General features: G+C 56.2%; 3 protein-coding genes. 1 reads left to right on the top strand and 2 read right to left on the bottom strand.

All coding sequences use genetic code 11. The features are described from left to right. The first annotated feature begins 284 nt into the window (after positions 1 to 284). The gene (locus BMY44_RS09400; protein WP_089993172.1) at positions 285 to 1,988 is read left to right on the top strand and encodes an LTA synthase family protein; all 1,704 of its coding nucleotides are present in this window, start codon (positions 285 to 287) and stop codon (positions 1,986 to 1,988) included. Between the two features lie 456 nt (positions 1,989 to 2,444). Here the strand turns inward: BMY44_RS09400 and BMY44_RS09405 are convergent, their stop codons facing one another. Next, complete coding sequence (locus BMY44_RS09405) at positions 2,445 to 5,906, bottom strand: hypothetical protein (RefSeq protein ID WP_242650514.1); 3,462 nt, start codon at positions 5,904 to 5,906, stop codon at positions 2,445 to 2,447. Between the two features lie 11 nt (positions 5,907 to 5,917). Next, positions 5,918 to 14,293, bottom strand: coding sequence for a DUF7507 domain-containing protein (locus BMY44_RS09410; protein ID WP_165611810.1), 8,376 nt, complete (start codon positions 14,291 to 14,293; stop codon positions 5,918 to 5,920). Positions 14,294 to 14,732: the final 439 nt, after the last annotated feature.

Consider the following 14,732-nt stretch of genomic DNA (forward strand, 5'->3'; position numbering starts at 1 on the left):
CTTTTTGCGCCCTTCGCGAACGGGGTGTGACGTACCCCGATACCTGGTGAACAGGTGCAGAGACACACTTAATAGTCCCTGAAACTAGTCCAAGGGTTTGAAAGAAGCTCAGATATGCAGAATCTAGCATGCTTCACCTACCATCAGGACCCAATCCTATGTTTTGCAGGTCGTTGAAGAGATGTTAGCGCCCTTGTCAAACCAAAGAGCCTTAGGTATTGCCAAGTAACGTGGGGTTTTTCCACCAAGGGGAAAAGATTGTTAGATTGCATAATGATACGCGAATGAAGATCGGGTCTGCAAACTCAACCCTCTCAATATTCTTGATCGTTTTGCTTCTCTACCTGTCGGGCTTTGTCCTTTCCTCGCGGCTAATGGTTGTATCTCCTGGCGACATATGGGGTGTACAAGTCGCGAAGATGTCAGTGTCCGCGCTACATGCGCTCGTCATGGTCGCGCCTGTGTATTTGATAGGGCGTAGATCCCTCACTTTGCAAATTTTGGGGCTGTCACTACTTGCAGCTTACTTCCTTTATTTGATGTTCCTATGCGGCTATTTCGGCTATTTCGGCTTCGTACCGGAGGTTTACACTTTCGGCTTCGGTAACATTGGAGACATGTCGAGGGTCCTCGACCACTATTTCGCGCAAGTCCTTAGTTGGCGCGAACCGACTTTGCTAGTTTTGGGGGTGGCGACTGCAGTTCTAGCCATCCGGATAAAACCCGGTGCGACTATTCTACTGACCATCTTGGTCCCTGTGGTTCTGTTTAGTGCGACTTTCTACCGTTACGGTTCGAGTGCATCACTGGCCTACACTGGCAACGACTCCTTCATTCGACGTTTTGGGGTGGTTCCATTCGTAGCCAGTTCCGCTCAGGAATGGTTTGCTATGGATGGCAATTATATTGGCGCTCCAATGGCCTTTCCAGGTAACGTCGTTGATCAGCTCGGGTCAGATCGACAGCGCTCCAATACCGAAAATCTCAACCCCTCATCCTTTGATCGGGTTTCCTTGATACAGATTGAATCCCTTGATTTAGAGGCCATTACCTCAAGCCTAAATGGTATTTCGGTGATGCCATTCGTTTCAGAATTACGGAAGGATTGCATCGACTTCGCGAATTTCTTTACGTTAAGGAGTGCCGGCGGATCAGCCGATGCAGAGTTTACCGTGGCAACCGGAATGTTGCCTTCCACAAAAGCGCCGGCTATTCGGTACGCCGATTTTTCCGCGATCGACACACTTTATCACGTTTTGGAACGCAACGGAATCGATACTCTTTTCCTCCATAACAATGTCAGTGGGTTTTACGGTCGAAACCATGCCTACGGCCAACTACTACCCGTTTTAGACGCCGAATTCCTTGAACCAGGTGATAACCGAACAGAAGCCGAAATTGCGACTGACGCACTAAGCGGTGTGTTCGAGACAGGTGACAGATCATTCTACTATTTCTTCAATTTCCAATCACACGGTCCCTTTAAATGGTATTCTGAAGACACAGCGGCCCGCTTCGGGGTTACTAAAGGCGCTTCGAAAGAGACCGACTACCTCGCAACAATGGCTGAGGTCGACGATATGATCCGACAGGTGTTTGAGGTCCAGCGTGATGAATATGACGCCGGTCGAGCAGTGTTCCTTTTGACCGCCGATCATCAGAGTGGGCTCTTTGGCTCTCCCGCCGTTGTTGACAACCTCCGCATTCCAATGATGATTTGCGGTGCCAATATTCAGGCCAGGAAGTCCAACAGAGTATCAACGAGCGTCGACATCTATCCGACGGTTCTTTCTCTTTTTGGAATCAATGAAGACGTGCAAACCATGGGCACTGACCTTCAGTTGGGAAAAGATGAGGGAATTGCCATCCTGCCGTCGCGACAAATAATTGAACTTAGCGAGGATGGCAGTATTTCAATCGCGAACTGCAACGAGGATTGCGATCCGTTTCTGAACTACACCGACCAGTTCATCTTACAATCACAATAAGAACTAGCTTAAATCCAAGGGGATTCATGCAACTGTTGCAGCGAACCCTATGAAGTGGCAGCTTTTATACGTCGGTTAATCATGACGCCAAACGAAAAGTTCATCGACCCGTTTCTTGTTCCGAAGTGCACACCCCACGCGGGCGTGTTAGCATTGTCAAATGTTTGCTACACACCGACCGCTTACGAAAGTTGTGATCGCTATTCTGTTTTCCGCCGCCCCAAATTCAATTCAAATCTGACTGTATTGGTGAGGGATTACAGTCTGTCCGGTTACCAAAAAAATAGTGCAATGCGCAGCAAACTGTGGAAAGAGTTATTCGATTGCTTTCGCCACTTGATGAGCGAATGGCAGCAACTAAATCAAGGCGGCGAGAACGATCGCGCCTCAATGTCTATAATCCACGTGGGTGGATTAGCAGCAAAGCCGTCTGCCGTGTGATCCTCTGATGTCTCTCTAGAACTTTGCGATGACGTTGACGAAAATGCCTTGTTCGTCCTGTGTCAGATCCGTCAGGTCGTCGGAAATATTGCCGAAGTTGTAACCGACGCCGACTTTGGCGTTGTTGCCAAAGTGCCGATAAACAGCAGCCAGCACGCCGGTTTCCGTGAATTCGGCATCGACTGCTTCGAAATACCGCCCCTCGACCAGTACGTCCCAGTTGTGCACCATGTTGTAGCGTGCGTTCACGACCGCGAGCCATGCGTCGTTTGCAACCAAATCGTCGCCTTTTTCGTCGGCACTTTCGGTGAAGCGGCCACCAACTTTGGCACCCAGTGTCCATTGTGTGTTGAGATCATAATTGCCTTCAATGCTGAACACATGGCTTTCCTGTACCGGACCCGATCCTGCGACACCCTCAATCTGCTGGCCGAACATATCGTAGAGATAGCGATAACGCGCCAAAACGTTCAGCCGTTCGTCCATGATCGGACGATACGCGTAGCCGATGCTGGCGTCAGCGAGCGAACCATTCAACAACGACGTTTCAGCCGTGTCCGTGCGAGCCGCATCGAGGCTGAAGACAAGCCGTTGTTCCTCGTCGATCTTGTAGCGCAGATCAGAGCTGAAATAGATCGCGTCGAGATCGTCACGGGTGGAGCCGTTGCTGGCTTCTTCCTGGCGGAATTCGACCCGGGCACGCCCTGTCACGGCCTCGTCCTCGTAGCGCACCCCGAACGACAGCGCCTGGCGGTCGAAATCACCGTTCACACTGTCTTCGACCTGCCCGAATTCGAGCGCGGCTTCGTAGGTCACGAAATCCGTTGCCGTGTAAGTCACACCGTAAGCGCTGGTCAGGCTGCGCGAGGTGCCGAAGATATCGTAGATGTTTTCGCCCACGAAAGCGACGTCGTCGCTGATCTGCCGACGGCCACCCAGTATATACTTGCCACCGTTGTCACCGCTGGACACACCCGCATCGATCGCACGGCCCGGATCGAGTTCGTAGCCGAAATAGGTGGCGTTGTTTTCATCCTGTTCCTGTCGCGCGAGGATACGGCCGCCGATCCCGCCTGTGCCATCCGATAGTTCGGCTGCGATTGTCCAGCCGGCACCAATGGATGCATCCACGCCGACGCCGTAGCGGTCGAATTCTTCGAGTCCATTTGCATCGGCCGTTGTCTGCCCGAAGATGCTGTAGCTGAGCCCTTCGCGTGCGGCGAAGGTGAGCCGTCCGGCAAGATCGAGCCTGTCTCCAGACGTCGTGTCTGTCGATTCTGCGAGGTATTCTGCGGCCACTGTGAACGTCAGTTGCGAGTTGATGTTGCCAGTCGCCTCTGCCCCGATTTCGGTCTTGTCGTTTCCAGCATCGTTTTCATAGACGTCCGCGTAGAGACCGTAGCCCAACCGTTCATCTGCTTCGACCCGTGCGAAAAGGCCATAGAGCGTTTCATCGCCCGTTGCGTCCGTCACCTGATAATCCAGCGTCGAAAAGCCTTCAGTGCGTTCCTCGTAGTATCCGCCGATCACACCGTTCCGGTTGACCCCGAGGTCTGACAGCGCGGCCTGCCCTGCAAGCTTGATTGCGGTGCCGCTACCGTCGTTGGCGGCTGTATTGTCGATCAGCACACCGCCATCGGTCGAGAAAGACGACCCAAATCCTGGACCATCGGATTCCGCGTAATCAAGCTGAACGAACGTGTTTTCACCCAGTTCATAGCGCAGATCGACGGCTGCAGCCGTTTGGTCCGCAGTGCCTGTGTCATCTTGCTGTGCCGTTATACCGACACGCAAATTGTCTGTGACCCAAGCCTCGGCCCGCCCACCTGTCGAGAAGCCGTCGACATCGGTCGATGTCGGTGTGAATTCGTATTGCGACACCAGGTTGACCGCGACGTCGCCGCCCGGATTGGTCTGGATCAGGTTCGGGTTCAGCGTGTCTGTCAGCGTCGAATTAAGCGTGATGACACCCTGAATATAATTGATGTCATAGTCCCGCCCGGGAACGAGCGTCCGCCGGTCTATCACCCGACCTGTATCGACGTCGCGCAGTTCGACTGTCAACGTTTCGGAGCCGATCGTGATATCCTGGCGCTGAAGGAAGTAGACTGACCCGCCGGTGCCTTGGAAGACATCGCGTCCAACGAGTTGTTCGGGCTGGGCCGCATAAAGATCGACCGATGCGATAGCATCGCCTCGGCTTGTGGTTTGCGGGGCCGTGTAGGACAGTTGTGCGCCATAGAGCGAACGTTCGTTGCGCAGGTAAGACGATCCTGCGATCGTCGCCTTGTAGTCGCCCCAGAGGGCGAAATTGCCGTCCTGTTCGACGCGCAGATAAAACCGTCCGGACGTTGGCGTGTTATCGACGATCTGGCTGTCGTCCCCGAAGGTCGGATATGAATCCAGCGGATCAAGCCGCGCGATCACGGAACGCGGGTCTTTTTCGTCAAGCCGCGAGAAAATTTCGTCCAGTTCCTGTTCGCCAGTGTCGAGCGACGCCGTGATTTGGACGCCTGTGTCTGTTTCGCCGTCCAGATAGAAGGCAAGGCGACCGGATGAACGTGTTTCCGTGCCGCTGTCTTCGCTGTTTTCGTAGATCCCGTATGTCAGATCCGCGACGGCGACATAGAACCATTCCGCGCCTGGAATCGTCACAGGGCGTGACAGTGCTGCCGCCTGCCCGCCGCCGCTGACGCTGACGTCGACGTCATAGTCCCCAGCGGGCAGGATTCGCTGTAGCACCAGCCGCCCCGACCCGTCGGCCTGCACGTTTTCGCCAAGCGTTGAGAGTGTGGCACCCGGTGCGATGCTGGTTGCGGCCACCGTGATTGTTCCGCCGTTGATCTGCATGTTGCGCACGGCGGTGAAATCGGCCCCGTCGGGGTTGGCGCTGAGCGCGCGATCATCTGCGCGGGTCAGTGGCAGGGCTTCTGTTTCGTCGTAACGGCCACGGCTGTCATAGACGCGGTGCACTGCCACAAGGTCACCACCTGCTGGCAGCGCCACGGATGCCGTGCCATTTGCGTTCACCGGAACCGTGCCGACAAGACGCGGACCGCCTGCTGCGGACCTGTCGATGATGCGGAATTCGCCGCGGCTGATGAACGCCGGATAGTTGGTTTCGCTGCGCAACGTCACCGTGTCGCCCGGTCCATAGGCACGCTGTGCGCCTGCGATTTCGAGGTTCAGGCGCGGCGTTGGATCAAGCCCGTCGAACGTGACCTGCACATCGGCCTGCGCCAGTGCAATATCGGTGCGCCGGATGCGGTCTTCGATTTGCGGATCGCTGTCCACGGCGACCCCATCAATTGCCAGCGAAAAACCGGAGTTGTTCACCGGTCCGGTTTCGGGTTCCGTGTTTGGTCCGACCGGAATCGTCACCGCATCCCCCGCAAGTGTCTGCGCAATCGCGATGCCCGGAATGCCAAGGATCAAGGCAAGGGCGGTGGATGTTGTCAGTGTTACTGTCTTATTCATCGCACCCATCCTCACTGCAGCCGCTTCACGGTTTTTTCGATGATCAATCTGTAATTGCCGATCTCACGCCATTGCTCTTCGATCATGTCTTCGACCGCATCAAGGCGCGCACGTGCTGCATCGTTGCCTTCCCCGCCCTCGTAATAGGAGATGCGGATGATCGACGGTGTATCGGCCACTTGTGCCAGCAGGTTACGCACCCCGGCTTCGAGCCTGTCGACAGGTTCAATCTGCCCCGGAACGAACGCCGCAGCGGTCAGGTCCACATCCACGACACGGCCAATCGATGCGCCGAAGTTCATTTCAGCCATGATCCCCGCCGTAACCCGCATGCTGCGCGGGTTCTCGGTTGTCACGCGAAAGCCTGTTGGCAGTGACCGTGTGTCGAGCTTCAGGATAAAGTTCGAACCGATGCTGGATGGCAATTCCGCACATGGCACCGAATAGCGGCCGTATTCATCTGTCGTGATGATTGTGCCTGTCGGCGTGACCAGACGTACGCCCGGAATACCGGGTTCTTCGGTCGAGATCACGGGTGCCGCCTTTTCGATCTTGCCGTTCACGAAGTAGTCCTGGTCGGTGATGAGGCTGCGGTCCACTTGCTGCTGACCATCCTGGTAGCCGTTCATGTTCCGGTCGTTGAAGACCTTTCCTATGATGTCGGTGCAATCAAACACCGCTTCTGGACGGCGGCGAACTGTTGCTGTCGCCGTTGGTGTCAGCCGTTCGCCGGTGGACCCATCAAGCGCGTTTGCCGCGTTTACGAGTTCGCCCACTGGGGCCGATCCTAGCACACGTGCGCTTAGCTGGATTGTTACGCTGGAACCGCCAGGTACGTTGATACCGGTGAAGGTCTGCGTCTGTCCCTGCACGGTTGGATTTGCGTCACCGCCATCAACCGTTGCCGACCCTTCGATGAACAACATTCCGCGCGGCAATGTGTCCGTGATCGTCACGTTGCCTGCTGCTGTCGTACCGGTATTTGTCAGCGTGATTTCGTAAGGCACGGCCTGACCGATGATGACATCATCAACGGGCGATGTTTTGCGCAACACCAGATCTGCCGGTTCTTCTGCAAGGACAGCCTGATTTTGATTTGACAGGTTCGGCGTGTCGATAAAGTCGAGATCGCCAATCGTGCCGATGACCTCACCCGTCTCGGGGTCGATAAAAGTAAGTGTATTGTCATTGGACACAGGAAAGCCTGCGATTTCGTAAGATCCGTTAGGTCCTGTTGTTGCGCGTCCGATTACGTTGCCGTCTGCATCGGTCAGTTCGACGACATAGCCCGCGAGCAATGTATCAATTCCGTTTTCGAAGACGCCGTTTTCGTTCACGTCAAGGAAGACGATCCCTGAGACCGATGCACCGGAAGGTTCCAACGGCACGATCAGGACTGTCGGATCGTTGGTCGGATTGCCATCCGTCCCACCGTCTCCGTCGCTGGTTTCTGTGCCTTCCGGATTGCCGATGTTGGCAGTTTCCGGATCGGTGCCCGTATCGGACGCATCCGTTGCAGTTAGCTGATCACCCGTTGCCGGATCAAGTAGCGGTGCCCCCGACGAGTTAACCGCATCGCCTGTTGCAGTTGCCGAGTTCTCGACGAAGGTGCGCGTCACGTCGTCGTCTGTCAGCGTGTAGGTTGCTGTCAGACTTTCCGTTGCGCCGATTGGAAGGTTTGCAATGGTTCCGACGATGCCTCCCAAAAGCGGGTCGTTCACAATTACATCGACCAGATCGGTGTTGCCGGTGTTCGTGACATCAAAGCTGTAGGTGACGACGTCGTCCGCGTTGCCGCGCACCTGATCGCCATTCGTGTCAGTCACATCTGCGACCGATTTGATCAAGCTGACTTCGGGATCGGCTGCTGCAGGCACCGACACAACCGTCGGGTCGTTGCTTGTGTCGCCATCGGTATCGCCTTGGCCATCTGGTGTTTCCGTCGCTTCGGGATTGAAAACGGGATCGCCCGCACGGTCGCTTCCAGTATCAGATGTATCTAAGACCACCACAGGCGCACCGCTGCCATCAAGAACAGGCGTGCCCGTCGGATCAAGCGGAGTGCCAGTGGCCTCTGCTGTGTTTTCCACATAGCCCTGCGTCAGATCGGCAGCCGTCACGATCTTGGTTGCGGTGAAGGATGTCGTATCAACACCGCCCACAGCCAGATCAATCGGCCCGCCGGACACCGTCGCGGTCGGATCGTTGATCGTTAGTCCTTCCAAAGGTGTGTTGCCGGTGTTGGTTACGACGAACCCATAGGTGATTTCATCATCCAGACCGCCGAACAATCCGTCACCATTGCTATCAAGTACGGCAACCACGGATTTGATCAGGCTGACATCCGGATCTGGCAGGAACAGGACGGTTGGATCGTCTGTCAGGTTGCCATTCGTTTCACCAATTCCATCGACGGTTTCAGTACCTGCCGGATCGGCAATCGGGTCAGGTGTGCTGTTCGGTGCGGCACGCGGTTCGCTGCCTGCATCGGATGTCGCAGTCGCGATCAGTTGTTCGCTGGTATCGGGGTTTCTGATCGGATTACCTGCACCGTTCACCGCGCCGCCTTCGGCACTTGCTGTGTTTTCGATGTAACCCTGTGCAGCCTCAGCATCAGTGATGATGGCGGTCGCGCTGAACGTCGCGTCGTCGCTTTCACCGACACCAAGAGAGATTGTGCCCGTGATCGGCCCGACACGGGGGTCAGTGATGGCCACATCCGCAAGCGCCACGTTACCGGTGTTCGTCACCACAAAGCCGTAGGTCAGCGTATCGCCCGCATCGGTGATGCCCGATCCGTTTGTGTCGGCAACGTCCGTGATGGATTTGATGACCGACAAGCTTGGGATCGGGTTTGCAGGGACGTTGGTAACGGTCGGATCATTGTCGTTGATGCCATCGGTATTGCCTTGGCCATCGGGGGTTTCGGTGTTCTCCGGATCGTCGATGGCCTCTGCATTCGGGTCTGTTCCGCTGTCGGAGGTATCCGTCGCTTGCTGTGGCGTACCGAGCGGCCCGTATACAGGTGCACCATTCAGCGTCGCATCGCCTGTCGCTTCGGCAGAGTTTTCGACATAGCCGCGGTCAATATCGTCATCGGTGACCTGATACTGGCCGGTAAAGGTGACCGAGTCCCCTGCCCCGATCGCCAAATCAATCGGCCCGCCATCAACCGAGAAGAGCGGATCGTCGATTGTCACGCCTTCGAGATCGGTGTTGCCGGTGTTGCGCACGGTGAAAGTGTAGGTGATGAAATCGTCTTCACCGCCGAACTGACCGTCGCCGTTGCTATCAAGTACGGTGCCTACGGATTTGATCAGGCTGAGTTGCGGGTTCGGGATGAAGAAGACTGTCGAATCGTTGTCTGCCTCACCGTCGGTCGCACCGCCTGCGTCTGGTGTTTCGGTGTTTTCGGGGTCGGGAATGGCGACCGGCGTGCCCGTATCGTCCAGACCAGGTGCTGTGCCAGCGTCGGAGGTGTCTTCTGCCCGCAGCTGTTCATCATCATCGTCGTTGATCGGATTGCCGTCGCTGTCGACAGCATTGCCGGACGCGGTTGCCGTGTTTTCGACTGCACCCGCGTCGACATCATCAGACGTGATTTCGTAATCAGCCGTGAACGTTGCCGTATCTGTCGCGCCGATGCCAAGGGCGATCGGACCCCCGTCAACGGGCACGATGTCGTCGTCTATCGTGACACCAGCAAGTGCGACGTTCCCGGTGTTTGTCACGGTAAAGCTGTAGAGCACGCGGTCGCCTTCATCGATCAGTCCGTTGGCGTTGGTGTCGACAAGCGAGGCAACCGATTTGATCACGGAAATCCGGGGTTCGGGTGTGAACAACGCGACAGTAGGGTCATTTGTCGGATCGCCATCATCGTCATCCGTGCCATTCGGGTCACCGGGCTCACCAAGATCGGGATCGTTTGTTGTTTCAGAACCTTCGCCGGTGTCGGATGTATCGCTGACAGGTGTTGGTGTCCCGCCGCCTGCCGGTGGGGGTGGCGTGCCTGTGGCAGTCGCCGTGTTTTCAACGCCGCCGGCAGCAATATCATCATCATCGACGACGTAGGTCGCGGTGAAGGTCGTGTCGTCAAATGCACCAACTGCCAGATCGATTGCGGTGCCTGACACATCTGCAAGCACATCATCGACCGTCACGTCTGTCAGCGTTACGTTACCGGTGTTTTCCACACGGAAGGTATAGTCGATGATATCGCCTGCGTCGGTGAAGCCGTTGCCGTTGACATCACGAATGCCTGCAACCGACTTTGTCAGTTGCAATGCAGGGTTCTGGTCCAGCGGAGTTACTGTCGGATCGCCAGGATTGCCGTCGCCGTTCGGGTCTTCATCGGCGGTTTCCGCCGGATCGTCAGATGTATCGCTGACATCCGTCAAACCCGGAATATCATTGCCGTCTGAATCAACGGGGTTACCCGTGGAAACGGCTGAGTTTTCCACACCACCGGCATCAAGAGCCTGCGTATCGAGTGCGAACGTGGCCTCATAGGTGATCGTTTCGCCGACTTCGAGGATATCGTCGTCAGTCAGGCTTTCGCTGACTTCCGTCGGACCGGACGTCAGCGCCAGCGGATCGCCGTTCGCATCTGTCAGCGTGTCGACTGGTGTCACATCCCCAAGCGGGACGTTGCCGGTGTTCACCACCTCGATCGTGTATGTAATCACGTCGCCGCTGACGGGGGGTGCACTTAGTGCAGTTGTGTCTGCGACTTTCGTCAGGCGCAGATCTGGAACCTGCGTCAGCAGCGTTTGTGTCGGGTCGCCGGGATTGCCGTCGCCGTTCGGATCAGTGTTATCGGGGTTTGTCGGATCGTCCGCTGTATCGGTCACATCGTCCAGACCGGGAATGTCGTTTCCGTCTTCGTCCACCGGATTGCCGGTCGAAACCGCTTCGTTCAGCACGCCGCCAGCCGTGATCGCCTGCTGCGTCAGTTCGAACGTTGCCTCAAAGGTGATCGATTCACCGACCTGCAGGATGTCGTCATCGGTATCGCTTTCGCTGACTTCAGTGGGCCCCGACGTCAGTGTCAGCGGATCATCATTCAGATCGGTCAGCGTATCCACGGGCGTGATATCTGCAAGTGCGACGTTGCCAGTGTTTACGACTGTGATTGTGTAGGTAATCAGATCGCCGACCGCAGGCGGTGTGGAAAGCGCAGCGGATGCGGTTTTTTCGAGCCGCAGATCGGGCGTGATCGCAATCGACGTAATCGTCGGATCGCCCGGCGATGTCTGCCCGGACGGCACAGTGTCTGTCGTATCTGCCGGATCATCGGATGTATCCGTTACAGGTGTGAGACCCGGAATCGGATCGCCACCTTCGGACACGGGCGTGCCGGTCACGTCAATGGCGTTCTCAACCCCGCCTGCTTCGATGGCGCTTTGGGTCAGTTCGAATGTCGCGGTGTAGGTGATGGTTTCACCGACTTCGAGCAAGTCGTTGTCCGTTTCGCTTTCGCTGACTTCAGTAGGACCAGAAGTCAGCGCGAGTGGATCGCCGTTCGCGTCGGTGAATGTGTCGTCCAGATCAAGATTCCCGAGCGTGACGTTGCCCGTATTCACGACCGCGATCGTATAGGTGATCAGGTCACCTTCCTGTGCGGGGGTGCTGAACGCGGCGGCAGCAGCCTTTGTCACTTCGAGCGCTGGTGTACGGGTGAAATCGGTCGAGGTTGGATCACCGGGATTGCCATCGCTGTTTGGATCTTCGTTTTCCGTATCGGCAGGATCGTCGGCGGTATCAGACACGTCATCGAGGTCAGCAATATCGTTGCCCGCACTGTCGACAGGATTGCCCGTCGAGATCGCGACGTTATCCAGACCGCCGGAATCGATCATGTCCTGTGTCAGCGCGACACTGGCAAGATAGGTGATCGTTTCGCCGATATCGAGAATGTCGTTGTCGGTAACGCTTTCGCTGTCTTCGGTGACGGAAGTCGTCAAGGCAGTGACGTCGCCATCGCGTTCGATCGGCGTATCCACGGGGGTCACATCGGCCAGCGCTACATTACCCGTGTTTACAACTGTAATCGTGTAATCAATCGTGTCGCCCACGGCGGGTGGGCTGCTGAGGCTTGTCACAGCCGTTTTTTCAAGCCGCAGGTCGGCAACACGGTCTAGCAACGTGACGGTTGGATCACCGGGACCGTCTTCGCCGGCCGGGACGGTATCCGTCGTATCGGTGGGGTCGTCAGACGTGTCGGTCACGTCGGGAACACCCGGGATGTCCGTGCCATCGGTTTCGACCGGGTTGCCCGTAGAAACGGCCGTGTTGGACACACCGCCCGCCGCAATCGCATCCTGGGTCAGATCGAAGGTCGCAGTATAGGTAATGGTCTCACCGATATCGAGAAGGCCGTTCGTGGTGATGCTCTCGGACGTCAGTGTAACCGGTGTCGTCAATGCCAGAGCGCCGCCATTCGCATCCGTCAAAGTATCCGCTGGGGTTACATCCGCCAGCGTGACATTGCCGGTATTTTCAACCGTAATGGTGTACGTGATCGTATCACCCACAGCAGGCGGGGTGCTGAGCGCAGGGGCTGCGGTCTTTAGAACTTCCAGTGCCGGAGACACAATTCGCGTCGTAGTCGGGTCGTCATTGCCGACGCCCGTGCCCGGCGTCCCTATTCCGTTGCCATCGCCAGCGTTACCGCTGTCCGATTGGTCGGTTGCAGGGGTGCCATTGGGACTCGCGCCATCGGCGCGTGCAAGGTTGGTTATCGTTCCGGATGTGATATCAGCCGGTGCCAATGTGTAGGCGGCGGTAAATGTCCAGGTTTCGGTCAGATCAAGCTGACTGTTCCCGTTCGTGTCTCCTCCGCTGAACGTTGGCGCTGGCAGGGTCCCAGCACCAGAAAAACTCACTTCGGAAACCGAAACTGTTTCTAGCGGGAAGTCACCGGTGTTCGTAACTGTGAACGTGTAATTTATCGTTTCACCGGCATCAGCAAATCCGTCTGAATCGCCATCATCCGCAAATGCCGATGTCTTGACGACACCAATACCCGGTTCGCCAACCGTAATGGTGGCAGTTGCCGTGTCACAATTTGTCGGCACCGCAATTTCGCAAAGGTCATAGTCGAAGTTGTATGTTCCGGGGGCCGTGCCTGCGGCAACGTCGACAGTGCCGTCTGAGTTCAGCGTAAATCCTTGGGGAATGCTTGAACCCGAATTGACGACAGTGGTGACATTAGCGGATGTGACCGGCACGCTGTTGAGCGTGTCAGGGCCAGAGCCGTTGCTGACCAGCAGATCAAGGACGCCCGTTTGCGTTGATCCGGCATCAACCGGGTCTGCAAGGACGTCGTCTTGGGCCAAGATTGGCGCAGGTGGATAAACAACTGAAATTGTTGCCACATTCGACGAAACGCCCAAGCCATTCTCGAACGTGTAGTCAATCTCTGTCGCCGGGCCAAAGAAGCCGGGAACAGGCGTAAAGGTCACATTGCCAGTGTTGTCATCGACAGCCCACTCGCCTTCGCCCGGTATAGTAAAGCCAATCACATCGCCGTCAGCATCCAAGGTGGGAGTGACACCCGCCGGGGGCACGAGGCTGATGGTCTGTCGTCCGAATTCGGAAGCCAGTTGGCTGTTGTTGTTCGGGCCATTGTCGTTGGCTGTCGCGATTGAATCATTGTCGAGAATGCTCAGCACAACCGGTGTGTCTGTTGTCCCGGTTTCAGAGTCATCGACAGCGACAGGTGGGACAAAATCGGCGCATTCATAGTCGAACGTATTGAACGCGGTGTAAGTCGGGTTGTTGAAGATAATGAAAAAGCCGCTATTGGCCGTGCGGCCGAATTCGAACTGCGATGCAGGACCATAAGAGATTTCAAGCCCTGACTCGGGCTGGCTGTTGTAGTTTTTATCGCCCAGCAACGAGAAAATCTCGGGGCGCCCCGCGACCGTTCCAAAATCACGTCCTGTGGTGGCATCTAAGTCAATCCGCACGAATTGAACATCGCCACCACATACCGGGGCGAACACCTCCTCGTTATTGGGGCCATCAACATCATTGATCTGAATGAACGCATCCGCCACGACAGGCACGCCGGCAGTTGCGTCATCGAAATCATACGTGCCTGCCGCGAAAATCGACAAGCGCAGCCACACATCATCTTGACCATTTGACCGGATCGCGGGCCGCCCCCCGATGATCTGTATCCGGTGATCTCGCGTCGCCTGAATGACTTCGAGCACAAGATCGACGGTCCCGACACCAGCAACGGTGGCAGCATTCGCGAAAATGGCGCGTTCGCCTTGGCCAGAACCGCGCGTTGAAAGGCTGGAGGGTGTCTGAATGGTCAATTGCTGCGCGTGTGCTGCAATCGGGAGCAGACCGATCAGGCCAACGCAGAGTGATCGCAAGCTTGGCGCAAATGCACTTTTCTTCACTCTACGCTCGTACGTGTCGCTTTGTGGCCGAATGGGACGAGATTTAATGAGGGACTTCTGCTGCGTCCGGATATTGGTTGATGGAGTAGACGCCAAAAGGGCGCGAGCCGCATTGGCCAGTTTTTTAAATGACATGACTGCGCGATCCCCACTGCACGAAATGTGTTTTTTGCAAACGGACCAGAGCACGGATTCGGGTTCAAGGGTTTCTTCTGTTAAGTTTTTGTTAATACATATTCTGCAAAGGAGCGTTGCGAAAAAATAACATGCGACATTCTGTCTAATAGACAGTTGGCTTTTGGATACGCGCGAAAGGAACAGGCCGATATCGCGGACGAATCAAGCAGTATCGCGTGGTCTTAACTGCAAATGAGCGTGTTTTGCGCCTGTACGCGGGCTTGTTATGGCACGC

The sequence above is a fragment of the Cognatiyoonia koreensis genome (assembly GCF_900109295.1).
Classification (GTDB): domain Bacteria; phylum Pseudomonadota; class Alphaproteobacteria; order Rhodobacterales; family Rhodobacteraceae; genus Cognatiyoonia; species Cognatiyoonia koreensis.